Genomic DNA, 24,049 nt, shown 5'->3' on the forward strand with positions numbered 1-24,049 from the left:
TGCAAAACCAATGTGGGAGCTGGCTTGCCTGCGATAGCGGTATGCCAGCCACTGAAGATGTTGACTGAGACACTGCGATCGCAGGCAAGCCAGCTCCCACAAGGATCTGGACAGCTATTAAGACTGGTACTGGCTAAGCAACCTTTCCATCCGCGCATCCAACCGACGCTTGATCTCGGTCTCGATATGCGGGGCAAAATCGTCGATCACGTCCTGCATGATCAATTGCGCAGCGGCGCGCAGTTCGTTATCGAGGTGCAGCAGTAGGGCGTCCGGGCCTTTTTCAGCGGGGGCGGGTTCTGCTGCTGCAGTGACTGCCACCGGGGCTGCGGGCTTATTACCTACCATGTCGAATAACAGTGGAATCTGTACCTCGCTCTCGATCGTCTCGGTCAGCAGCGGCGGCTGCAAGTCATCATCACCCAGCAACTGGCGGATCGACTCGAGGTCGTCCAGCAGGTGGTCGTCTTTTTTTACAGAATTGGGAGTGTCCATCGTGTGCTCAAAGTCGTTGTAGCCGGTGATCTTGCAGAGGATAGCCCTGTTCGCGGTAGAAACGGAAACTCTCCCGCGCGGCCTGACGAATAGCCGGATCTTCCACCACCACTTCCGCCACGCGGGCGAACGCCTTGACAAAGGGCGGTACTTTCAGGTCCAGGTTGACCAGCAGGTCCTGGTGATCGCCGCAACTGTCCCCCAAACCCAGTACCACCAAGCCTTCGGGCTCGGATTCGGCTGGGCCGTGGGGCACAAAGCTTTCGCCCTTGAAGCGCCACAGGCGGGCATCCAGTTCGTCGCGTTGGGTCGCATCGCTGCAATGCAGGTAGATACGGTGGCCCATGCGCCAGGCTTTTTCGGTGAGCTTGCAGGCAAAGTCCAGGCGCGCGAGCGGGTCGGCGCTGGGCAATATATAGAAGTCGACTTGGGTCATTGGGGTCCTTATAGCCGCGCCGCAATTAAATCGATCACCCTTCGCCGCAAAGGAGTCTGAGCTTGGCGTAGCAGCTGTCGAGCGCAAGCGAGGCTGCGTTGCGGTGTGTCAGATACTCCGCCAACGCAGCCTCGCTTGCGCTCGGCAGCTGCTACGGCCGGGGTGACGCAATGGCGACCCCGGCGTTTTAGCGTCAGGCCTTGGCGCGATCCAGCAGGTATTGGGTCAGCAACGGAACCGGACGGCCAGTGGCGCCCTTGTCCTTGCCGCCGCTGGTCCAGGCCGTGCCGGCGATGTCCAGGTGGGCCCAGTTGAAGTTTTTGGCAAAGCGCGACAGGAAGCAGGCAGCCGTGATGGTGCCGGCTTTCGGACCGCCGATGTTGGCGATGTCGGCGAACGGGCTGTCCAGTTGTTCCTGGTACTCATCGAACAGCGGCAGTTGCCAGGCGCGGTCGTCGGCAGCCTTGCCGGCGCTGAGCAATTGCTCGATCAGTTCGTCGTTGTTGCCCAGCAGGCCCGAGGTATGGGAACCCAGGGCGACGATGCAGGCGCCGGTCAGGGTGGCGATGTCGATCACGGCCTGCGGCTTGAAGCGCTCGGCGTAGGTCAGGGCGTCGCACAGCACCAGGCGGCCTTCGGCGTCGGTGTTGAGGATTTCGACGGTCTGGCCGCTCATGGTGGTCACGATATCGCCCGGGCGCGCCGCGCCGCCGCTTGGCATGTTCTCGGCGCAGGCCAGGATGCACACCAGGTTGATCGGCAGTTTGAGTTCCAGTACGGCGCGCAGGGTGCCGAACACGCTCGCGGCGCCGCCCATGTCGTACTTCATCTCGTCCATGCCCAGGCCCGGCTTGAGGCTGATGCCGCCGGTGTCGAAGGTGATGCCTTTGCCGACCAGGGCGTAAGGCTTCTCGGACTTCTTGCCGCCGTTGTATTGCATCACGATCAGGCGTGGCGGCTGGTCGCTGCCCTGGCCTACGGCATAGAACGAGCCCATGCCCAGTTCCTTGATCTTTTTCTCGTCCAGCACTTCAACTTTCAGGCCCTTGAACTCTTTGCCCAGTGCCTTGGCTTGTTCGCCCAGGAAGGTCGGGTGGCAGATGTTCGGCGGCAGGTTACCCAGGTCGCGGGTGAACGACATGCCATTGGCGATTGCTGTCGCGTGGGTGACGGCGCGCTCGACTTCAGCCTGGGCCGCCTTGATGGTCAGCAGGGTGATTTTCTTCAGGGCACGCGGTTCGGCTTTCTGGCTCTTGAACTGGTCGAAGAAGTAACCACCATCCACCAACGTTTCAGCCAGCAGGCGGGTCTTGCCGTAGCTGTCACGGCCTTTTACGACGATTTCATCGAGTGCCAGCGCTGCATCGCTGCCGCCCAGGCCCTTGAGGGTGGTGAGGATGGCGCTGATGATCTTGCGGAAAGGGCGGTCGCCGAGTTCGGCGTCCTTGCCCACGCCCACCAGCAATACACGCTCGGCCTTAAGGTTGGGCAGGCTCTGCAGCAGCAGGCTCTGGCCGACTTTGCCGGCCAGGTCGCCGCGCTTGAGCACGGCGCTGATAGCGCCGCCGCTGAGTTCGTCGAGTTGCTTGGCGGCAACGCCGAGTTTGCGGCCTTCGCCAATGGCGACCACGAGGGTGGCGGTTTTCAACGTTTCGGGGCTAACGCTTTTTACAACCAATTCCATTTTCGGGTCCCTTATAAAGGTCTATTAGCCAGGAGTCTGTACTCCGGCTTTAATACCCGGCAGCTGTGTAAACCGCCGGCGACAAAGGCCGCAGTTTGAACCTCGCCGGCGGAGCCTGACAACCCTTGCCACCAGCTTTGTGCACGTGCATGAGGTTGCGCAGTGACAGGCGCGGTCAATCACAGGATAATGCGCCATCTTTTTAGCCGGCCCTGTGTAAAGGGGCTGACTCGGTATGCTTGCTTGTTTGGCCGCCTTAGCCTGACAACCCTGGAGTGTCTGGTTTGATCGTCTTCCGTTATCTGTCCCGCGAAGTCCTGTTGACCCTGAGTGCCGTGAGTGCGGTATTGCTGGTCATCATCATGAGTGGTCGTTTCGTCAAATACCTGGCCCAAGCCGCTTCGGGCGCCCTGGACCCAGGCTCGCTGTTCCTGATCATGGGTTTTCGCCTGCCGGGCTTCCTGCAACTGATCCTGCCGTTGGGCCTGTTCCTGGGGATCCTGCTGGCATACGGCCGCCTGTACCTTGAAAGCGAAATGACCGTGCTCTCGGCCACCGGCATGAGCCAGCAGCGCCTGTTGGGCATGACCATGATCCCCGCCGCCGGCGTCGCGCTGGTCGTCGCCTGGCTGAGCCTGAGCCTGGCTCCCCAGGGCGCCATGCAGTTCCAGTTGGTGCTGAACAAACAGGACGCGATGACCGAGTTCGATACCCTTGAGCCAGGCCGTTTTCAGGCGCTCAATGACGGCTCTCGGGTGACCTACACCGAAACCCTGACCGACGATCGCGCTAACCTGGGCGGGGTGTTTATCTCCGAGAAACGCCTGGGCCAGGACAAGAAGGACCGTGGTATTTCCATATTGGTAGCCGATTCGGGCCGCCAGGAAGTGCGCCCGGACGGCAGCCGCTACCTGATCCTGGAAAACGGCTATCGCTATGACGGCAGCCCCGGCATGGCCGATTACCGTGCAATCCAGTACGACACCTATGGCGTGATGCTGGCGCGTCCGGATATCAGCGACGAAGTCACCGACCGTGACGCCATCCCGACCTCCGACCTGTTCGGCAGCAAGGAACTGCGTTCCATCGCCGAACTGCAATGGCGAATTTCCCTGCCGCTGCTGGTGTTCATCGTGACCTTGATGGCCGTGCCGCTGTCGCGCGTCAACCCGCGCCAGGGGCGTTTCCTCAAGCTGCTGCCGGCGATCCTGCTGTACATGGCTTACCTGACCATCCTGATTTCGGCTCGTGGTTCCCTGGAAAAGGGCAAGCTGTCGCCGACCCTGGGCCTGTGGTGGGTGCACGGGATCTTCCTGGTGATTGGCCTGGGCCTGCTCTACTGGGAACCCATACGTTTGAAAATGAAGAGCCGTCGTGGCCAGAAGGAGTTGGCCCGTGGCTAAGCTCGATCGCTACATCGGTAGCAGTGTACTGATCGCCATCCTGGCGGTATTGGGCATCATCCTGGGCCTGGCGTCGTTGTTCGCCTTCATCGATGAAGTGGGTAACGTCAGCGACACCTATACCGTGTGGGATGTGCTCAGCTTTGTCGCGCTGACCGCGCCGCGTCGTCTTTACGAGATGATGCCGATGGCTGCGCTGATTGGCTGTCTGATCGGCCTGGGTACCCTGGCCAGCAACAGCGAACTGACCATCATGCGCGCGGCCGGGGTTTCCATCGGTCGTATCGTCTGGGCGGTGATGAAGCCTATGTTGCTGCTGATGCTGTGCAGCGTGCTGATCGGTGAATACGTCGCGCCGCCGACTGAATCCACGGCCCAGGCTAATCGTGCCTTGGCTCAGGGGTCGGGCGATGCGCAAAGCTCCAAGCGCGGCCTGTGGCACCGCCAGGGTGATCAATTCATCCACATCAACGCCGTGCAACCGGGCGGCCTGTTGATTGGTGTGACCCGCTACAATTTTGACAAAGAACGCCATCTGCTGTCGTCAAGCTTCGCCAAACGTGCGCAGTACAGTGATGAAAAGTGGCAATTGAGCGATGTGACCACCACGTATTTCCGCGATATCGGCCAAGGTACCAAGGCCAGCACCGAAGTGATCAACGTGCCAAGCGAAGAGTGGGACATTGCCCTCAAGCCGCAACTGCTCAATACCGTGGTGATGATCCCGGAAAGCCTGCCGATCTCCGGGCTTTGGAGTTATATCCACTATCTGAAGGACCAGGGCCTGAACAACGGTCGTTACTGGCTGGCATTTTGGGTCAAGGTGTTGCAACCGGTGGTGACGGCGGCGCTGGTGCTGATGGCGATCTCGTTCATCTTTGGTCCGCTGCGCTCCGTAACCCTGGGCCAGCGTGTATTTACCGGCGTGCTGGTGGGTTTCACATTCCGTATCGCCCAGGACCTGCTCGGCCCGTCGAGCCTGGTGTTCGGCTTCTCGCCGCTGTTTGCGGTGCTGGTGCCCACGGCCATCTGCGCCTTGGCTGGCTTCTGGCTACTGCGTCGAGCCGGTTGATACCACGCTTATGAACAAAAAATGCCCCGGTCGAGAGTTCGGGGCATTTTTGTTCTGGTCAGCAAAGATGACGCCTGGCCTGAGCATCAGGTACAATTCCCGGCTATTTTTCAGCGGGCAATCTGCCTGCAGCCTTTTTGAGTGTTGATCCGTGAGTGATTTGAGTCATATCCGCAATTTCTCCATCATCGCCCACATTGACCATGGTAAGTCGACGCTGGCCGATCGATTCATCCAGATGTGCGGCGGCCTTGCCGAGCGTGAAATGGAAGCCCAGGTGCTGGATTCCATGGACCTCGAACGCGAGCGCGGGATCACCATCAAGGCCCACAGCGTCACCCTGTACTACACCGCCAAAGACGGTATCAAGTACCAGCTGAACTTCATTGACACCCCGGGCCACGTCGACTTCACCTATGAAGTCAGCCGTTCCCTGGCGGCCTGCGAAGGCGCATTGCTGGTGGTGGACGCGGGTCAGGGTGTTGAAGCCCAGTCCGTAGCCAACTGCTACACCGCCATCGAGCAAGGCCTGGAAGTGATGCCGGTGCTGAACAAGATCGACTTGCCACAAGCCGATCCGGACCGCGTCAAAGAAGAAATCGAAAAAATCATTGGCATTGACGCCACTGACGCCGTCGAGTGCAGCGCCAAGACCGGCCTGGGCGTCGACGAAGTGCTTGAGCGCCTGGTCAAGACCATTCCCGCCCCCACCGGCAACTACGAAGATCCGCTGCAAGCGTTGATCATCGACTCCTGGTTCGACAACTACCTGGGCGTTGTTTCCCTGGTACGCGTACGCCATGGCCGTGTGAAAAAGGGCGACAAGATCTTGGTCAAGTCCACCGGCAAGATCCACCTAGTGGACAGCGTCGGTGTGTTCAACCCCAAGCACACGGCTACCACTGATCTGAAAGCCGGTGAAGTAGGCTTCATCATTGCCGGTATCAAGGACATCCACGGTGCGCCGGTCGGTGACACCCTGACCTTGAGCTCCACCCCTGACGTCGACGTGCTGCCGGGTTTCAAACGCATCCAGCCGCAGGTCTACGCCGGCCTGTTCCCGGTCAGCTCCGACGACTTCGAAGACTTCCGCGAAGCCCTGCAAAAGCTGACCCTCAACGACTCGTCGTTGCAGTACACCCCGGAAAGCTCCGACGCCCTGGGCTTCGGCTTCCGCTGCGGCTTCCTCGGCATGCTGCACATGGAGATCATCCAGGAGCGCCTTGAGCGCGAATACGACCTGGACCTGATCACCACCGCGCCAACGGTTATTTTTGAGCTGGCGTTGAAAACCGGTGAAACGATTTACGTCGATAACCCGTCGAAGCTTCCAGACCTGTCTTCCATCGAAGACATGCGCGAACCGATCGTGCGCGCCAATATTCTTGTGCCGCAGGAACACCTGGGCAACGTCATTACCCTGTGTATCGAAAAACGTGGCGTACAGCACGACATGCTGTTCCTCGGTACCCAGGTGCAAGTGACCTATGATTTGCCGATGAACGAAGTGGTGCTGGACTTCTTCGACCGTCTCAAATCCACCAGTCGCGGCTATGCTTCGCTGGATTACCATTTCGACCGTTACCAGTCGGCTAATCTGGTGAAGCTGGATGTGTTGATCAACGGCGACAAGGTCGATGCCCTGGCACTGATCGTGCACAAGGACAATGCGCACTATAAAGGTCGCCAGTTGACCGAGAAGATGAAAGAACTGATTCCGCGCCAGATGTTCGACGTCGCGATCCAGGCCGCCATCGGCGGGCAGATCATTGCACGGACCTCCGTCAAGGCACTCAGAAAGAACGTACTGGCCAAATGCTACGGCGGTGACGTAAGCCGTAAGCGCAAGCTGCTTGAGAAGCAAAAGGCCGGTAAAAAACGCATGAAGCAAGTGGGCAACGTGGAAATTCCACAAGAAGCCTTCCTTGCGGTGCTCAGGTTGGATAGTTAGGTCCTATGTCACTAAATTTCCCGCTGTTGCTGGTCATCGCCGTTGCCGTTTGTGGCCTCCTGGCGTTGCTTGATCTGGTGTTCTTCGCCCCGCGTCGGCGGGCGGCTATCGCTTCGTATCAGGGCAGCGTCAGCCAGCCCGATGCCGTGGTGGTCGAGAAGCTCAACAAAGAGCCTTTGCTGGTTGAATACGGCAAGTCGTTCTTCCCGGTATTGTTCATCGTGCTGGTGCTGCGTTCGTTCCTGGTGGAGCCGTTTCAGATTCCTTCGGGGTCGATGAAACCAACCCTGGACGTGGGCGACTTCATTCTGGTGAACAAGTTTGCCTACGGGATTCGCCTGCCGGTGATCGACAAGAAGGTCATCGAAATTGGTGACCCGCAGCGCGGCGATGTGATGGTGTTCCGTTTCCCGAGCGACCCGAACGTCAACTACATCAAGCGCGTGATCGGCCTGCCGGGCGATGTGATTCGCTACACGGGCGACAAGCGTCTGTTGATCAACGGTGAGTCGGTGGCCGAGAAGCTGCTCGGCTCCGAGCCAAGTTCCCTGGGCAGCGCCGAGCTGTACCAGGAAAAACTCGGCGCGGTAGAGCATGAGATCCGCAAGGAAATGTCGCGCTACCGCCAGCCTGACGGTGAGTGGAAAGTGCCTGCCGGGCACTACTTCATGATGGGCGACAACCGTGACAACTCCAATGACAGCCGCTATTGGAATGATCCCGCTATTCCCAAGGACTTGCTGGGCATGGTCCCCGACGAAAATATCGTCGGCAAGGCCTTCGCGGTCTGGATGAGTTGGCCGGAGTCCAAACTCAGCCACCTGCCGAACTTCTCGCGGGTCGGGCTGATCAAGTAATACAGGCGGCGCTGTGAACACAGCGCCGAATGCTTTTCTGGGGCTGGGACAATTATTTGCCCGGCCCCATGCAGCACCAACCAGGATTTGAATTTGAACACTGCGTCAATCGTCGATGGCCGCCGGTGCCACCAAACAGATATGGGTAAACCGTGAGCGTTTCTTTAAGTCGTCTCGAGCGCCAGCTCGGCTACACCTTCAAGGACCAGGAATTGATGGTCCTTGCCCTCACACACCGCAGCTTTGCTGGGCGCAACAACGAGCGCCTGGAATTCCTCGGTGATGCCATCCTTAACTTTGCCGCCGGTGAGGCGCTCTTCGAACGTTTCCCTCAAGCGCGCGAAGGCCAGCTGTCGCGCTTGCGTGCACGCCTTGTGAAAGGCGAGACCCTGGCCGTGCTGGCCCGTGGTTTCGGCCTGGGCGAATACCTGCGACTGGGTTCCGGTGAATTGAAAAGCGGTGGCTTCCGTCGCGAGTCGATCCTGGCGGATGCCCTGGAAGCGTTGATCGGTGCGATCTACCTCGATGCAGGTATGGAGACAGCCAAGGAGCGCGTGGTCGCCTGGCTGGCCTCGGAAATCGAAAGCCTGACGCTGGTCGACACCAACAAAGATCCCAAGACCCGCCTGCAGGAATACCTGCAGTCCCGTGGTTGCGAACTGCCACGTTACGAAGTGGTGGATATCCAGGGTGAGCCGCATTGCCGCGTGTTCTTCGTGGAATGTGAAATCACCTTACTGAATGAAAAAAGCCGAGGTCAGGGTGTGAGCCGTCGTATTGCCGAACAGGTAGCGGCCGCTGCAGCACTGATTGCCCTGGGCGTGGAGAATGGCCATGACTGATTCAACCGCAACACGCTGTGGCTATGTTGCCATCGTTGGCCGCCCCAATGTGGGCAAGTCCACGCTGCTCAACCACATCCTCGGCCAGAAGCTCGCGATCACCTCGCGCAAGCCGCAGACGACTCGCCACAACATGCTGGGCATCAAGACCGAAGGCAACGTACAAGCGGTCTACGTCGACACCCCGGGCATGCACAAAGGCGGCGAGAAAGCGCTTAACCGCTACATGAACAAAACCGCTTCGGCGGCGTTGAAAGACGTCGACGTGGTGATCTTCGTGGTCGACCGCACCAAGTGGACTGATGAAGACCAGATGGTCCTCGAGCGTGTGCAATACGTAACCGGCCCCTTGATCGTCGCGCTGAACAAGACCGACCGTATCGAAGACAAAGCCGAACTGATGCCGCACCTGAGCTGGCTGCAGGAACAACTGCCGAACGCCCAGATCATGCCGATCTCGGCCCAGCACGGGCATAACCTCGAAGCCCTGGAACGCGTGATCGCCGGCTACCTGCCGGAGAACGAGCACTTCTTCCCGGAAGACCAGATCACCGACCGCAGCAGCCGTTTCCTCGCCGCCGAACTGGTCCGCGAGAAAATAATGCGCCAGATGGGGGCCGAGCTGCCGTACCAGATCACCGTCGAAATCGAAGAGTTCAAGCAGCAGGGCAAGACCTTGCACATCCATGCGCTGATCCTCGTCGAACGTGACGGCCAGAAGAAAATCATCATTGGCGACAAGGGCGAGCGCATTAAGCGCATCGGTACCGAAGCGCGCAAGGACATGGAGTTGTTGTTCGATTCCAAGATCATGCTCAACCTGTGGGTGAAGGTTAAGGGTGGTTGGTCCGATGATGAGCGTGCACTGCGCTCGCTGGGCTACGGCGACCTGTAAACACCGCATACCTTTGTGGGAGCGGGCTTGTGTGGGAGCTGGCTTGCCTGCGATAGCATCACCTCGGTGCAATTGAAAAACCGAGGTGCCTGCATCGCAGGCAAGCCAGCTCCCACATTGGTTTGTCGCTGTTCTTAAGTTCTGCGAAGAGACTTCCATGTCCCAATCCCCACCCCCCAGCCAACTCGCCTACGTCCTGCACAGCCGTGCCTACCGCGAGACCAGCGCCCTGGTGGACTTTCTCACGCCTCAAGGTCGCCTGCGCGCGGTATTGCGCAGCGCGCGTGGCAAGGCCGGCACGCTGGCAAGGCCATTCGTGGCGCTGGACGTGGAATTTCGCGGCAAGGGCGAGCTGAAAAACGTTGGGCGGCTCGAGAGCGTCGGTACGTCGGCCTGGCTCAACGGTGATGCGTTGTTCAGCGGCCTCTACCTCAACGAACTGCTGATCCGCCTACTGCCCGCCGAAGACCCGCACCCGAGCGTCTTCGATCACTACGCCGCCACCTTGCTCGCCCTCGCCGAAGGCCGCCCGCTGGAGCCGCTGCTGCGCGCTTTTGAATGGCGCCTGCTCGACGACCTGGGCTACGGCTTCGAACTCGCCAACGACCTGCACGGCGACCCCATCGCCGCCGACGGCATGTATCGCCTGCAAGTCGATGCCGGCCTTGAGCGCGTGTACCTGCTGCAACCTGGCCTGTTCCAGGGCACCGAGTTGCTGGCGATGAGCGAAGCCGATTGGAGCGCCCCGGGTGCTTTGTCCGCCGCCAAGCGCCTGATGCGCCAAGCGCTGGCCGTGCACCTGGGCGGGCGGCCGCTGGTCAGCCGCGAGTTGTTTCGAAAGCCCTGACAACCCCGTGTATGCTGTGCAGCGTTTCTTTCCCTATTCAGGAGCGCTTCCGTGACCACCAGCAATCGCATTCTTCTTGGCGTCAACATCGACCACGTCGCCACCCTGCGCCAGGCCCGGGGCACCCGTTACCCTGACCCGGTCAAGGCCGCGCTGGACGCCGAAGAAGCGGGCGCCGACGGCATCACCGTGCACCTGCGTGAAGACCGCCGCCATATCCAGGAGCGCGACGTGCTGGTGCTCAAGGACGTGCTGCAAACCCGCATGAACTTCGAGATGGGCGTCACCGAAGAAATGATGCAGTTCGCCGAGCGCATCCGCCCGGCGCACATCTGCCTGGTCCCGGAGACTCGTCAGGAACTGACCACCGAAGGCGGCCTCGACGTGGCGGGCCAGGAGGCAAGGATCAAGGCTGCGGTAGAGCGCTTGTCGAAGATCGGCAGCGAAGTCTCGCTGTTCATCGACGCCGACGAGCGCCAGATCGAAGCCTCGCGCCGTGTCGGTGCGCCGGCCATCGAACTGCACACCGGCCGTTACGCCGACGCTACCACACCGACCGAAGTCGCCGACGAACTGCAACGCATCATTGACGGTGTGAACTGCGGCCTCAAGGAAGGCCTGATCGTCAACGCCGGCCACGGTTTGCACTACCATAACGTCGAGGCCGTGGCTGCGATCAAGGGCATCAACGAGCTGAACATCGGCCACGCCTTGGTGGCGCACGCGTTGTTCGTCGGTTTCAAAGGTGCCGTGGCCGAGATGAAAGCGCTGATCCTGGCGGCCGCCACAATGAAACGCTGACACTGTAGGAGCGAGCTTGCTCGCGAAAAACTTCAACGATGACGTGGGTTGCCTGAATGTCCGGGGGGCCTTCGAGTTTTTCGCGAGCAAGCTCGCTCCTACAGCCGGTGCAGGTGTATCGTATCTGCCCTTTGCAGGCCCTGGCTCTGCGGCAGATACGTGAGGTTGTTGTGTCCCGATCCTTTTCCCGTCGACAAATCCTGGGTGGTCTTGCAGGCCTGGCCGTAGTGGGTGTGGGGGCCGGTGGCGCCTACCGCTACTGGCTGGGGAAAGTCGCCGAGGCTGAGGCCGGGCACGATTACGAACTGATCGCGGCACCCTTGGACGTCGAGTTGGTACCGGGCCACAAGACCGAAGCCTGGGCATTCGGCCCCTCAGCGCCGGGCACCGAGTTGCGCGTGCGCCAGGGTGAGTGGCTGCGGGTGCGCTTTATCAACCATCTGCCCGTCGCCACCACCATCCACTGGCATGGCATCCGCCTGCCGTTGGAAATGGACGGCGTGCCCTACGTCTCGCAACTGCCGGTACTGCCCGGTGAATATTTCGATTACAAATTCCGCGTGCCGGACGCCGGCAGCTACTGGTATCACCCCCATGTGAACAGCAGTGAAGAACTGGGCCGTGGCCTGGTCGGCCCGCTGATCATCGAAGAACGCGAGCCTACCGGTTTCAAACACGAACGCACCCTGAGCCTGAAAAGCTGGCACGTCGACGAAGAGGGCGCTTTCGTGGCCTTCAGCATCCCGCGTGAAGCGGCGCGTGGCGGCACCGCGGGGCGTTTGTCGACGATCAATGGCGTGTCCCAGGCGGTCATCGATTTGCCTGCGGGGCAGATCACCCGTGTGCGCCTGCTCAACCTCGACAACACCTTGACCTATCGCATCAATATTCCAGACGTTGAAGCGCAGATCTACGCGCTGGACGGCAACCCTATCGAGCCACGCCCGCTGGGCAAGGAATACTGGTTGGGCCCCGGCATGCGCATTTGCCTGGCGATCAAGGCACCGCCTGCCGGTGAAGAACTGTCGATCCGCAACGGCCCGGTGCGCCTCGGTACGTTTCGTTCGGTGGCCAACTCCGATGCACCGAGTGAGTGGCCGCCCGCGTTGCCCGCCAACCCGATCAGCGAACCGGACCTGGCCAATGCGGAGAAACTCAACTTCAATTTCGAATGGGTTGGCAGCGTTTCAGTCGATGATGGCAAGCCACCAAGCCTGTGGCAGATCAACGGCAAGGCGTGGGACATCACAGACAAAACCTGTGCCGACCGCCCGATTGCCAAGCTGGAAAAGGGCAAGAGCTACATTTTCGAATTGAAGAACATGACCCAGTACCAGCATCCGATCCACCTGCATGGCATGAGCTTCAAGGTGATCGCCTCGAACCGCCACAAGGTGATCCCGTACTTCACCGACACCTACTTGTTGGGCAAAAACGAACGCGCCCGCGTGGCCTTGGTGGCGGATAACCCGGGGGTGTGGATGTTCCATTGCCATGTGATCGACCACATGGAAACCGGCCTGATGGCCGCCATCGAGGTGGCGTGATGCGCCAGTTTCGCCCAGCGGCGATCATCGACCGCAGCCGCGACCAGGACTTCATGCGTGAAGCCCTGGCCCTTGCTGCCCAGGGCGCTGCACTCGGCGAAGTGCCCGTCGGCGCAGTGCTCGTACAAGATGGCGAGATCATCGGCCGTGGCTTCAACTGCCCGATCAGCGGCAATGACCCCAGCGCGCATGCTGAAATGGTCGCCATCCGCGCCGCCGCGCAAGCGATCAGCAACTACCGCCTGGTCGGCAGCACGCTGTATGTGACGCTGGAACCGTGCAGCATGTGCGCCGGCGTGATCGTGCATTCGCGTGTTGCGCGGGTGGTGTATGGCGCGCTGGAGCCCAAGGCGGGGATTGTGCAAAGCCAGGGGCAGTTTTTTACCCAGGGATTTCTGAATCACCGGGTGTTGTTTGAAGGTGGGGTGTTGGCTGAGGAATGCGGGACGGTGCTGAGTGAGTTCTTTAAGGCCCGGCGGGCCAAGCCCGCACTCTAAAGAACACGGGTGAGCAAATGTGGGAGCGGGCTTGTTCGCGAATGCAGTGGGTCAGTCGGTACATGTGTGACTGATACACCGCATTCGCGAGCAAGACCGCTCCCACATTTTTGATCTCCACTTGGCAGGCAGATTGAAGGTTACTTCTTGGCGATGATCACCGCGCGCATCGGCGCCGGCAAACCTTCAATCGTCTTGCTGTGATCCTCCGGATCAAGAAAATCACTCAGCGACTGAAACTTCATCCACTCGGTCCCGCGCTGTTCTTCAACCGTGGTCACGCTCACATCCACACAGCGCACATCGCTGAACCCAGCACGGCGCAGCCACAGCATCAACGCCGGCACCGACGGCAGGAACCATACGTTACGCATCTGCGCATAGCGGTCTTCCGGCACCAGCACTTGCTGCTGATCGCCTTCCACCACCAAGGTTTCCAGGACCAGTTCACCGCCTTTGACCAGTGTGTCTTTCAGCGCCAACAAGTGCTCGATCGGCGAGCGGCGGTGATAGAACACGCCCATGGAAAACACCGTGTCGAACCCTTCCAGATTCGACGGCAAGTCTTCGAACGGGAACGGCAAGTGCCAGGCTTTGGGTTCGGACAGGTAACGCTGCACCGCCTGGAACTGGCAGAAGAACAACCAGTTCGGATCGACCCCAATCACGCTGTCCGCGCCGGCGCCGAGCATGCGCCACATGTAGTAGCCATTGCCGCAGCCGACATCAAGGATGCGCTTGCCTTTCAGATCCAGGTGCGGTGCGACCCGCGACCACTTCCAGTCCGAACGCCATTCGGTATCGACATGCACGCCGAACAAGTGGAACGGACCTTTGCGCCACGGGCTCAGGCCCATCAACGCGGTGTGCATTTGCGCGCGGGTAGCGTCGTCGCAGGCAGTGTCGAGGGTCAGGTCATTCAGCAAATCGACTTCGCTGGGCATGATTTTCGGTAAGGCATCCAACGCACTCTGCCAACGCTCCAGGTCGCCATGACCTTTCTCCATCTTGCTATCGAGTTGCGCTTGCAGGCCCTGGGCCCAAACGGCCAAAGGAGTGCCCACCAAGTGGCGGGCAAGGGGGGAGAGATCAATCATGGCAGGGCAATCAACGAGGCAAAGTTAAGACACTGGAACCACGGCACGACTTTCGAGAACCCCGCTGCCAGCAGGCGTTCGCGGTGTTCTTCGAGGCTGTCGGGCTTCATGACGTTTTCGATGGCGCTGCGCTTCTGGGCAATTTCCAGTTCGCTGTAGCCGTTGGCGCGTTTGAACGCGATATGCAGGTCGGTGAGTAGCGCGTGTTCTTCAAGGTCATTGAAGCGCAGCTTTTCCGAGAGGATCAGCGCACCGCCTGGCAGCAGCGACTGGCGGATACGCGAGAGCAAGGCCAGGCGTTCATCCGGTGCGATAAATTGCAGGGTGAAGTTGAGTGCAACCACTGAGGCCGGTTGGAATTGCAGCGCGAGAATATCGCCCTCGATGACCTCGACCGGCAGCAACTCCTGGAACATCGAATCCTGGCCATTGAGGTACTCGCGGCAGCGCTCCACCATCGCCGCCGAGTTATCCACCGCAATCACCCGGCACCCATCCGTGCGTACATGGCGGCGCAGGGCTTGGGTCACTGCACCGAGGGACGAGCCCAGGTCGTACAGCACGCTGCCCGGCTGGGCAAACTGCGCCGCGAGCACGCCGAGGTTTTCGACAATGGTCGGATAACCCGGCACCGAGCGCTTGATCATGTCCGGGAACACCCGCACCACGTCCTCGTTAAAGGCGAAGTCCGGCACCTGGGGCAGGGGCTGGGCGAATAGGCGATCGGGTTCTTTGCTCACGGTTGTTCCGGCGACGAGGGGGAAAGCCCGGCATTTTAGCCAAGTTGGCCCTCGTGTGCGCGGGTTGTCTGATGGAAAGCCGAGGCGGTAATGCCCCACTGGCCAAGCCAATACGTGCTGATCAACAAATACGGCGCGGCTTCAAACGTCACCACGAACCGGTTGATGCCTATCAGCGTGTCGGAAAACACAAACGACGCCGCACCCGCCGCTGCCAGCCATGCCGAACGTTTCGGCACGTCACTGCCCAGCCGTGCCAACGCACGCCAGAGCATGGCACTGATCACCAGGGCATAAACCACCACTGGAATCAGAAGGTCGCCCAGGCCATGGGAGATCAGGATGCTCAGCAGGACCGCGCCCACGCCCAGCGCCAATACCAGCGGCAGCAGTGCAAGACGGCGGCAGTCGCTGAAATAAGCTTTCAGATACGCCAAGTGTGCAAACAGAAACGCGCCCAGGCCAAAGATAAACAGGTCGCCTGGCCAGGCGAGTAATACATCGCCCACCAGGGAAAAAATCAGCCCCAGGCTGATCCAGCGTCGATAGTCGCTGGGCGGCGCATCATGCAGCCAGCCCAACAGCGCGAGGACCGGCAGCGGCTTGACCAGCAGGCACAGCAACGTGGCATGGGTGGTCAATCCGTAGATGAAAGTGCCGGCGCCCATCAACGCAAGAATCAGCCATGGCATATCAGTTCACCGTGATGGCGCAGTCGAACGTTTCGGCGGGTTCGGCTTCCGGCTCCCAGGGTTGCTGGGAGGTCAGGCGCAGGCGCCCCTGGCCGGCCGCGAAGGCCTGGAAGCGCCAGGTGGACTGGCCACCGCCGCCGACCACGCCGGATTCCGAGCTGCTGTAGACCTCAGGGCTCAAGGCGCGCAACACACCGCCAGCGGAATCCTGGATGGCCCAGCGGTAACCCGTGGTGGGGTTGCTCGGCAGGGTGAGGATCAGGTTTTGTCCGGTTTTAAGCTGAAGCGGGCAGGCGCTCTGGTTGTCCACGCTGACGTTTTGCTTGGGGGCGCTGGCGCAGGCGGCCAGCAGGGCAAGGCTCAAGGGGAGAAGCAGGCGAGCAGCGGTCATGAGGGCTCCGTTGATTGGCGACGAAGGGCGAGCATAACCGAAGATGGGACAAGGTGTGACAGATGGGCTAGACCTGACTTGTTGTAGTGAGCGGGCTTGCCCCGCGCTGGGTGGCGAAGCCGCCCTAAAACCGTGCACCTCGTTTTAACTGGAAAAACTGGGTGCCTGGGTTGGGGCGGCTTCGCCACCCAGCGCGGGGCAAGCCCGCTCACTACAGATCTGTCAGAAGAGCACCTTCGCCACATCCGCAAACCGCTTGGCAAAGTGCACCGTCATCCCTTCCTTCAGGTATTCCGGCAACTCCTCAAAACTGCCCCGATTTGGCTCCGGCAGGATCAGCTCATGAATCTTCTGACGCCGCGCCGCAATCACCTTTTCGCGCACCCCGCCAATCGGCAGTACATGCCCGGTCAACGTCAGCTCACCGGTCATGGCCACGCCTTTTTTCGGCGGCTGGTTACGTGCCAGCGACAACAGCGCACTGGCCATGGTCACCCCGGCGCTCGGGCCGTCTTTCGGCGTGGCACCTTCCGGTACGTGCAAGTGCACGAAGGCTTCGTCAAAGAATTTCGGATCACCGCCAAACGACTTCAGGTTCGAGCTGATGTAGCTGTAGGCAATTTCGGCCGATTCTTTCATCACTTCACCCAACTGCCCGGTGAGCTTGAAGCCGCGATTGAGCGTATGGATACGTGTCGCCTCAATCGGCAGCGTCGCGCCGCCCATGCTGGTCCACGCCAGGCCGGTGATCACGCCGGTGCCGGACAGCACCTGCTCATTGCGGAACACCGGTACACCCAGTGAGCTTTCCAGGTCTTTGTTGCCGATCTTGATCACCAGATCCGGCTCATCCAGCAGCTTGACCACAGCCTTGCGCACCAGTTTGCCTAGCTGTTTCTCCAGCTGGCGCACACCGGCTTCGCGGGCATAGCCGTCGATCAACGCGCGCAACGCGCCGTCGCTGATGGTCAGGGTGTTTTTCGACACGCCGGCTTTTTGCAGCTGCTTGGGCCACAGATGGCGCTTGGCAATGGCGACTTTTTCTTCGGTGATATAGCCCGACAGGCGAATCACTTCCATGCGGTCCAGCAGCGGGCCAGGGATGGAGTCCAGGGTGTTGGCGGTGCACACGAACAGCACTTTGGACAGGTCCAGGCGCAGGTCCAAGTAGTGGTCGAGGAATTCGACGTTTTGCTCGGGGTCGAGGGTTTCCAACAGTGCTGACGCCGGGTCGCCCTGGAAGCTCTGGCCCATCTTGTCGATCTCGTCGAGCATGATTACCGGGTTCATCACTTCCACATCTTTGAGCGCCTGCACCAGCTTGCCGGGCATGGCGCCGATGTAGGTGCGGCGATGGCCCTTGATCTCGGCCTCGTCGCGCATGCCGCCGACGCTGAAGCGGTAGAAGGGCCGTCCCAGCGACTCGGCGATGGATTTACCAACGCTGGTCTTGCCCACGCCCGGCGGGCCGACCAGCAGCACGATGGAACCGGCGACTTCGCCTTTATAGGCGCCCACCGCGAGGAATTCGAGGATGCGACTCTTGATGTCATCCAGGCCTGCGTGGTGCTTGTCCAGCACCTTGCGCGCATGTTTCAGGTCGAGTTTATCCTCGCCAAACACGCCCCACGGTACCGAGGTGGCCCAGTCCAGGTAATTGCGTGTCACCGCGTATTCCGGCGAGCCGGTTTCGAGGATCGACAGTTTGTTCAGTTCTTCATCGATGCGTTTTTTCGCCTGGGCCGGCAGTACTTTGCTTTCCAGGCGTTGCTCGAACTGCTCGACATCCGCACTGCGGTCGTCCTTGGTCAAGCCCAGCTCCTGCTGGATGACCTTGAGCTGTTCCTTGAGGAAGAACTCGCGCTGGTGCTCGCCGATCTTGCGGTTCACTTCAGCGGAGAGTTCTTTTTGCAGGCGCGCAACTTCGACTTCTTTGCGCAGCATCGGCAGCACTTTTTCCATGCGCTTGAGCATGGGCACGCAGTCCAGCACTTCCTGCAATTCGTTGCCGGTGGCCGAGGTCAACGCGGCGGCGAAGTCGGTGAGCGGCGACGGGTCGTTGGGGCTGAAGCGGTTGAGGTAGTTCTTCAACTCTTCGCTGTACAGCGGGTTAAGCGGCAGCAGTTCCTTGATCGCATTGATCAGCGCCATGCCGTAGGCCTTGACCTCGTCGGTCGGCTCCGAGGGCTGGTGCGGGTATTCGACTTCCACCAGGTACGGTGGGCGGTGGTGCTTGAGCCAGGTCTTGATGCGCACGCGGGTCAGGCCCTGGGCCACGAATTGCAGCTTGCCGTTTTCGCGGCTGGCGTGGTGCACCTTCACCAGCGTGCCGTACAGCGGCAGGCTGGAAGTGTCGAAGTGGCGCGGGTCTTCCGGCGGGGTGTCCATGAAGAACAGGGCCAGGGAGTGGTGGTCGGATTTGCTCACCAGCTCCAGGGTCTCGGCCCACGGCTCTTCATTGACGATCACCGGCAACACTTGCGCCGGGAAGAAGGGCCGGTTGTGGATCGGGATGATGTAGACCTTGTCCGGCAGGTTTTGCCCGGGTAGGGCCAGGCCGGTGTTGGAGGACGCTGCGTGCTCGGCGTTTTCGGGATCGGCGTAGTCGTTGAGGTCGTAATCAGGGAATTCTTGCTGGTCGCTCATGGGGCACCTGCATCAGGAAGTATGGTGCTTAGATGGGGCGGGGGGGCGGTGGTTTCAATGGCAGCGGCGAGATCGCAACATATTGCATGAAATTCTCGACAGCGCCGTGGTACCCCTGTGGGAGCTGGCTTGCCTGCGATGGCGGTGTGTCAGTTGATGAAGATGTGGCTGATGCGCCGCTATCGCAGCGGTTCGACGATTCGACAAGCCAGCTCCCACATTTTGTATTGCGTACGGTCAGCTGATTTTGTGCAAGTACGTCGGCAAGGGTTGTTCTGGCAGGACTGAGAGCACCTTCAGCCGTTGCAACATGCGCTGGCGTGCCCGCTGAAGATGCTCACGCAGATTCAGCGCCGCTGCATCCACCGCACCATGCAACAAGAGCTCAAGAATCAACCGATGTTCGGCCAACATCGCCGGATCGGCGCCGATCCCCAGCAACCGATAAAAAATCCGGCTGATGATCATCGGGCTCTGCCCCTGGCGGATCAGTGCAGCGATCTTGCGATTCTGCAAGCCGGCCAGGCAGTGCTGGTGCAAGTCTTCCTCGATCTGCTCGATGGCCTCAAGGCTGCAGTGCGGGCTGTCCTGGGCAGCCAGCACGCGTTGCAACATGGCTTCAAGCAGCTCGCGATCGAGGTTCGGCGCGCTCTGGCGCAGGGCTTCGGGTTCCAGGCAGGCGCGCAGTTCGTAGTCTTCGGTGACTTCCCGCGCCGTCAAAGGCCCCGCCAGCCATTGGGAATAGGGTTCCTTTTCCACCAGGCCGCGATCGCGCAGGCGCATCAGTGCTTCACGCACCACTGCACGGCTGACGCCGTAGTGGTCGGCGGCGGCTTGCTCATCCAGGCGGTAATGGCCGAAGGCAATGCAGGTGGACAGCGCCGCGCCGATTTCCTCGACGATACGTTCCCCCAGCGGCCGCGTATCCACCAGCTCATCCTTACCATCAAGACCCAAGTGTGTGTGGCTCAAAGGCAGGCGCAGCGGCTCCATTGCCAGGCCTTCAGGGTTGATCAGGTAACCCCGGCCATTGAAGCGGCAGATCAGGCCTTCGGCGTGCAGCAGGTCCAGGGCCTTGCGCACCGGTACACGGCTGGTACCGAACAGTTCGGCCAACGGCGCTTCCAGCAAAACCAGGCCGTGGCGAGCGGTGCCGTTGACGATCGCGTCACGCAACACTTGGTGAATCATCGCGTAGCGAGAGGCCGAGGCGGACACTGCTTTCATCGATTTCTCTAAAGGAGGGAGGACGGTGGCCGGGGATTCTCTCATAAGTTGCACTGTCACTCTGGGCCACGTCGATGGCACTTTTTTGGGGCCTGAAAACTGTGAATGTTACTTTTCTGCACCAAAATGTACTTATTAATAAAAGGTACATTATTTCGTTGGCAGCATTGCGCTTAGCTCAGACGCGGTTTTTTCGCGCCTATTAAAACCATCTATCCCGTTGCTCTCAGCGAAAAACCCTCACAGTGCAAAAGCACCTGACTTGAGACTGGCACGAAAGCTGCTTTTGTAAAATGTACATTTTATTAATATGTACGTTTTTTGAGGGTCATCTTGATGTCAGACGCCACTTCAATGGCCGAGGATTTTGCCAGCGGTCGCAGCGATCCGGTTCAAGCCCTCGAACAGGCACTCGAGAGGGCAAGCCAGGTGCCGTCAGTATTCATCAGCCTGACCAGCGAGCGCGCCCGCCGTGAAGCCGCCGCCGCCGCCGCCCGTTGGCGCGCCGGCCAGCCCTTGAGCGTGTTCGATGGCGTGCCGCTGGCCTGGAAAGACCTGTTCGATGTGGCTGGCAGCACCACCACTGCTGGCGCCGCCTATCGCCGCAATGCGCCTGCCGCTTTGCTCGACGCGCCCACTGTGGGCCTGTTGTGTCGCGCCGGGATGGTCAGTGTGGGCAAGACCAACCTCAGCGAATTGGCCTACTCAGGCTTGGGCCTGAACCCGCATTTCGGCACGCCGCACAACCCCCATGGCACTGATCAACCCCGTATTCCTGGCGGTTCGTCGTCCGGTTCGGCAGTGGCCGTTGCGGCCGGGATCGTTCCTATCGCCATGGGCACCGACACCGCCGGGTCGATCCGCATCCCGTCGGCGTTCAACGGCCTGGTCGGTTATCGCAGCAGCAGCCGACGCTACAGCCGCGATGGCGTATTCCCCCTGGCCCACACCCTCGACAGCCTCGGCCCGCTGACCCGCAGTGTGCGCGACGCCTTGGCCATCGACGATTTGCTGCATGGGCGCACCCAAACCCACCACGCCCGCAGCCTCAAGGGCCAACGCTTCGTATTGGCGCAACAGGATGTCGAGCCTGCTGTGCGCAACAACCTGCTGCGTGCAGTCGAGCAACTCAAGGCCCAAGGTGCGCTGATCGAAGAGCGCGAATGCCCGACCTTCCAGGCCACCCTGGACCTGATCAACCACCACGGCTGGCTCGGCTCGTTCGAAGCCTTCGCGCTGCACCAAGGGTTGCTCGACAGCCGCGACGCCGAACAACTCGACCCTCGCGTACGCCGCCGCCTCGAAGCCGCGCGTTCGCTGCCGGCCAGCCAACTGATCCACCTGACCGACGCGCGTCGGCGTCTGCAACAGCAACTGATCGATGACCTCGACGGCGCCATTCTCATCACCCCAACCGTTGCCCACGTGGCGCCCGCATTGGCACCGCTGGAAGCCGACGACGACCTGTTCGTGAAAACCAACCTTGCCACCCTGCGCCTGACCATGCCCGGCAGTCTGCTCGACATGCCCGGCGTGACCCTGCCCAGCGGCCGCGATGCCCAGGGCCTGCCCACCGGGCTGCTGCTCAGTGCCCCGGCGGGAGAAGACGCACGCCTGCTGCGCGCGGCGTTGTCCGTCGAAACCGTACTTAACGTTTAAGGAGATTCATCATGGCTAAAGACATTCTTTGTGCATTTGGTGTCGACGTTGACGCCGTCGCCGGCTGGCTCGGTTCCTATGGCGGTGAAGACTCGCCGGACGACATTTCCCGCGGCTTGTTTGCCGGTGAAATCGGTGCTCCGCGCCTGCTCAAATTGTTCGAGCGCTATGGCCTGCGCACCACCTGGTTCATCCCCGGCCACTCGATGGAAACCTTTCCCGAGCAGATGAAGGCGGTGGCCGACGCCGGTCACGAAATCGGCGTGCACGGCTACAGCCACGAAAACCCCATCGCGATGACCGCCGAGCAGGAAGAAATCGTCCTCGATAAATCCATCGAGCTGATCACCCAGGTCACCGGCAAACGCCCCACTGGCTACGTCGCGCCATGGTGGGAATTCAGCAAGGTCACCAACGAACTGCTGCTGAAAAAAGGCATCAAGTACGACCACAGCCTGATGCACAACGACTTCCACCCCTACTACGTGCGCAAGGGTGACAGCTGGACCAAGATCGATTACAGCCAGCACCCCGACATCTGGATGAAACCACTGGTACGCGGCGAAGAAACCGACCTGGTGGAGATCCCGGCCAATTGGTACCTCGACGACCTGCCGCCGATGATGTTCATCAAAAAGGCCCCCAACAGCCACGGCTTCGTCAACCCGCGTCACCTCGAAGAAATGTGGCGCGACCAGTTCGATTGGGTCTACCGCGAGCACGAACACGCCGTGTTCACCATGACCATCCACCCCGATGTTTCCGGCCGCCCGCAAGTGCTGTTGATGCTTGAGCGGCTGATCGAACACATCCAGAGCCATGCCGGCGTGCGCTTCGTCACCTTTGACGAAATCGCCGACGACTTTATCCGCCGCCGACCGCGTACCTGACACCCACCCTTGCTCCCCCCTTGAGGCGCGATTATGTCCATCTATAACAAGCTTGACCTGACTGGCTGGAAACCCCGGCAACTGACGTCCAAGGAAGTACGTTTCGCCACCTGGATCGCGTTTTTCGCCTGGGTGTTCGCGGTGTATGACTTCATCCTGTTCGGCACTTTGCTACCGGAGATCGGCCGGCATTTTGGCTGGGGGGAAGTGGAGCAAGCTGAAATCGCGACCTGGGTAGCGGTGGGCACGGCGGTGGTCGCCTTTGCCATCGGCCCCGTCGTCGATAAGTTGGGGCGGCGCAAAGGCATTATCTTCACCGTGGCAGGTTCCGCGCTCTGCTCGGCACTGACTGCAATCGGCGGCGCGTGGGGCAAGTCGCCGCTGATTCTGATCCGGTCGCTGGGCGGCCTGGGCTATGCCGAGGAAACCGTCAACGCGACGTATTTGAGCGAGCTGTATGGCGCCTCGGAAGACCCGCGGTTGACCAAGCGTCGCGGCTTTATCTACAGCCTGGTGCAGGGCGGCTGGCCGGTCGGTGCGTTGATCGCCGCCGGGTTGACCGCGTTGCTGCTGCCGATCATTGGCTGGCAGGGCTGCTTCATCTTCGCTGCAATCCCGGCGCTGGTGATTGCGATCATGGCGCGCAAGCTCAAGGAGAGTCCGCAGTTCCAGATCCATGAACGCATCAGCCAACTGCGTAAAAGCGGCGCGGTGACTGAAGCACAAAATGTCGCCGTGACCTACGGCGTGGACTATGACGAACACAGCAAGGCCGGTCTCAAGGCCGCCTTCCGTGGCCCGGCGCGCCGCGCCACCCTGGTGATTGGCGCTGCACTGTTGCTTAACTGGGCAGCTATCCAGGTGTTCAGCGTGCTCGGGACGTCGGTGATTGTCAGCGTGCACCACATCTCGTTCGAGAACTCGCTGATCATCCTCGTGCTGTCGAACCTGGTGGGCTACTGCGGCTACCTCAGCCACGGCTGGATGGGCGACAAGATCGGCCGTCGCAACGTGATCGGCCTGGGCTGGATGCTTGGCGGCCTGGCGTTCGCCGGGATGCTGTTTGGTCCGAGCAATATGCCGATGGTGGTCGGGCTCTACAGCCTGGGCCTGTTCTTCCTGATCGGGCCGTACTCGGCAGCGCTGTTCTTTATCAGTGAGAGTTTCCCTACCAGCATTCGCGCCACGGGGGGCGCGATCATCCATGCCATGGGCCCGATCGGCGCGGTGGTCGCAGGTTTTGGTGCTACCCAAGTGTTGTCCGCCGGCAGCGACTGGCAAACCGCCGCGCTGTGGTTTGGCGCATTGCCGTGCTTCCTGTCTGGTGTGCTGATGTTTGCCGCGCGCCATGTGCGCCCGGAAACCGTTCAGTAAGGAGTG

At 60.6% G+C, this 24,049-nt stretch carries 22 protein-coding genes; 13 read left to right on the forward strand and 9 right to left on the reverse strand.

What is annotated here, in order from left to right:
• Nucleotides 1-117: 117 nt before the first annotated feature.
• The 3 genes from JBO08_RS01900 to JBO08_RS01910 all read right to left on the reverse strand — a co-directional run bounded on the left by JBO08_RS01900 (nucleotide 118) and on the right by JBO08_RS01910 (nucleotide 2,615).
• Entirely contained in the window at nucleotides 118-495 is a 378-nt protein-coding gene (locus JBO08_RS01900; RefSeq protein ID WP_220074566.1) for a DNA polymerase III subunit chi, read from the reverse strand.
• Nucleotides 496-502: 7 nt separating this feature from the next.
• Nucleotides 503-931, reverse strand: coding sequence for a DNA polymerase III subunit chi (locus JBO08_RS01905; protein WP_065879566.1), 429 nt, complete (start codon nucleotides 929-931; stop codon nucleotides 503-505).
• Between the two features lie 193 nt (nucleotides 932-1,124).
• Nucleotides 1,125-2,615 carry a leucyl aminopeptidase gene (locus tag JBO08_RS01910; protein WP_065871747.1) on the reverse strand — a complete coding sequence of 497 codons (1,491 nt, stop codon included), beginning with the start codon at nucleotides 2,613-2,615 and terminating at the stop codon, nucleotides 1,125-1,127.
• Nucleotides 2,616-2,899: 284 nt separating this feature from the next.
• On the opposite strand from JBO08_RS01910, the gene lptF reads away from it, so the two are divergent.
• The 10 genes from lptF (at nucleotide 2,900) to tadA (ending at nucleotide 13,327) form a co-directional block, all read left to right on the forward strand.
• Entirely contained in the window at nucleotides 2,900-4,018 is a 1,119-nt protein-coding gene (gene lptF, locus JBO08_RS01915) for an LPS export ABC transporter permease LptF (protein WP_220074565.1), read from the forward strand.
• The gene (gene lptG / locus JBO08_RS01920; RefSeq protein ID WP_220074564.1) at nucleotides 4,011-5,090 is read left to right on the forward strand and encodes an LPS export ABC transporter permease LptG; all 1,080 of its coding nucleotides are present in this window, start codon (nucleotides 4,011-4,013) and stop codon (nucleotides 5,088-5,090) included. Before lptF ends, lptG begins: the two co-directional genes overlap by 8 nt.
• A 151-nt stretch (nucleotides 5,091-5,241) precedes the next feature.
• The gene (gene lepA, locus JBO08_RS01925; protein WP_003210439.1) at nucleotides 5,242-7,041 is read left to right on the forward strand and encodes a translation elongation factor 4; all 1,800 of its coding nucleotides are present in this window, start codon (nucleotides 5,242-5,244) and stop codon (nucleotides 7,039-7,041) included.
• A 5-nt stretch (nucleotides 7,042-7,046) separates the two neighbouring features.
• Nucleotides 7,047-7,898 (forward strand): signal peptidase I, encoded by an 852-nt coding sequence (gene lepB / locus JBO08_RS01930; protein ID WP_049709829.1) that lies wholly within the window; start codon nucleotides 7,047-7,049, stop codon nucleotides 7,896-7,898.
• A 152-nt stretch (nucleotides 7,899-8,050) separates the two neighbouring features.
• Entirely contained in the window at nucleotides 8,051-8,740 is a 690-nt protein-coding gene (gene rnc / locus JBO08_RS01935; protein WP_017136295.1) for a ribonuclease III, read from the forward strand.
• On the forward strand, nucleotides 8,733-9,635 hold the full coding sequence (gene era / locus JBO08_RS01940) for a GTPase Era (protein WP_029297473.1): 903 nt from the start codon (nucleotides 8,733-8,735) through the stop codon (nucleotides 9,633-9,635). Before rnc ends, era begins: the two co-directional genes overlap by 8 nt.
• Before the next feature lie 157 nt (nucleotides 9,636-9,792).
• Nucleotides 9,793-10,482 (forward strand): DNA repair protein RecO, encoded by a 690-nt coding sequence (gene recO, locus JBO08_RS01945; protein ID WP_065879564.1) that lies wholly within the window; start codon nucleotides 9,793-9,795, stop codon nucleotides 10,480-10,482.
• A 51-nt stretch (nucleotides 10,483-10,533) separates the two neighbouring features.
• Nucleotides 10,534-11,283 (forward strand): pyridoxine 5'-phosphate synthase, encoded by a 750-nt coding sequence (gene pdxJ / locus JBO08_RS01950; protein WP_065871751.1) that lies wholly within the window; start codon nucleotides 10,534-10,536, stop codon nucleotides 11,281-11,283.
• 170 nt (nucleotides 11,284-11,453) lie between these two features.
• Nucleotides 11,454-12,830, forward strand: a complete 1,377-nt coding sequence (locus tag JBO08_RS01955) for a multicopper oxidase family protein (protein WP_139113170.1) — start codon at nucleotides 11,454-11,456, stop codon at nucleotides 12,828-12,830.
• Nucleotides 12,830-13,327: a tRNA adenosine(34) deaminase TadA gene (gene tadA, locus JBO08_RS01960; RefSeq protein ID WP_065871753.1), complete on the forward strand. Its 498-nt coding sequence runs from the start codon at nucleotides 12,830-12,832 to the stop codon at nucleotides 13,325-13,327. Before JBO08_RS01955 ends, tadA begins: the two co-directional genes overlap by 1 nt.
• A 140-nt stretch (nucleotides 13,328-13,467) precedes the next feature.
• On the opposite strand, the gene cmoB is transcribed toward tadA, so the two are convergent.
• From cmoB to JBO08_RS01990, 6 genes are all read right to left on the reverse strand, one after another.
• A complete protein-coding gene (gene cmoB, locus JBO08_RS01965; protein WP_065945336.1) occupies nucleotides 13,468-14,424 on the reverse strand; it encodes a tRNA 5-methoxyuridine(34)/uridine 5-oxyacetic acid(34) synthase CmoB in 957 nt (318 codons plus the stop codon).
• Nucleotides 14,421-15,164 carry a carboxy-S-adenosyl-L-methionine synthase CmoA gene (gene cmoA, locus JBO08_RS01970; RefSeq protein ID WP_049709823.1) on the reverse strand — a complete coding sequence of 248 codons (744 nt, stop codon included), beginning with the start codon at nucleotides 15,162-15,164 and terminating at the stop codon, nucleotides 14,421-14,423. The genes cmoB and cmoA overlap by 4 nt, the downstream gene beginning before the upstream one ends.
• 35 nt (nucleotides 15,165-15,199) lie before the next feature.
• Nucleotides 15,200-15,856, reverse strand: a complete 657-nt coding sequence (locus tag JBO08_RS01975) for a lysoplasmalogenase (RefSeq protein ID WP_065871756.1) — start codon at nucleotides 15,854-15,856, stop codon at nucleotides 15,200-15,202.
• 1 nt (nucleotide 15,857) lies between these two features.
• Nucleotides 15,858-16,247: a protease inhibitor I42 family protein gene (locus tag JBO08_RS01980; protein ID WP_065871757.1), complete on the reverse strand. Its 390-nt coding sequence runs from the start codon at nucleotides 16,245-16,247 to the stop codon at nucleotides 15,858-15,860.
• Nucleotides 16,248-16,469: 222 nt separating this feature from the next.
• The gene (gene lon, locus JBO08_RS01985) at nucleotides 16,470-18,893 is read right to left on the reverse strand and encodes an endopeptidase La (RefSeq protein ID WP_065871758.1); all 2,424 of its coding nucleotides are present in this window, start codon (nucleotides 18,891-18,893) and stop codon (nucleotides 16,470-16,472) included.
• Nucleotides 18,894-19,130: 237 nt separating this feature from the next.
• The gene (locus tag JBO08_RS01990) at nucleotides 19,131-20,120 is read right to left on the reverse strand and encodes a GntR family transcriptional regulator (protein WP_065879562.1); all 990 of its coding nucleotides are present in this window, start codon (nucleotides 20,118-20,120) and stop codon (nucleotides 19,131-19,133) included.
• Nucleotides 20,121-20,456: 336 nt separating this feature from the next.
• On the opposite strand from JBO08_RS01990, the gene JBO08_RS01995 reads away from it, so the two are divergent.
• From JBO08_RS01995 to JBO08_RS02005, 3 genes are read left to right on the forward strand one after another with little or no spacing between them, the layout of a single operon-like run.
• Nucleotides 20,457-21,779, forward strand: a complete 1,323-nt coding sequence (locus JBO08_RS01995) for an amidase (protein ID WP_220074563.1) — start codon at nucleotides 20,457-20,459, stop codon at nucleotides 21,777-21,779.
• An 11-nt stretch (nucleotides 21,780-21,790) separates the two neighbouring features.
• Nucleotides 21,791-22,669 (forward strand): polysaccharide deacetylase, encoded by an 879-nt coding sequence (locus JBO08_RS02000; protein WP_220074562.1) that lies wholly within the window; start codon nucleotides 21,791-21,793, stop codon nucleotides 22,667-22,669.
• Between the two features lie 33 nt (nucleotides 22,670-22,702).
• Complete coding sequence (locus JBO08_RS02005; RefSeq protein WP_049709816.1) at nucleotides 22,703-24,043, forward strand: MFS transporter; 1,341 nt, start codon at nucleotides 22,703-22,705, stop codon at nucleotides 24,041-24,043.
• Nucleotides 24,044-24,049: the final 6 nt, after the last annotated feature.

Origin of the sequence: Pseudomonas sp. LAP_36, assembly GCF_019456785.1 — a bacterium.
Taxonomy (GTDB): domain Bacteria; phylum Pseudomonadota; class Gammaproteobacteria; order Pseudomonadales; family Pseudomonadaceae; genus Aquipseudomonas; species Aquipseudomonas tritici.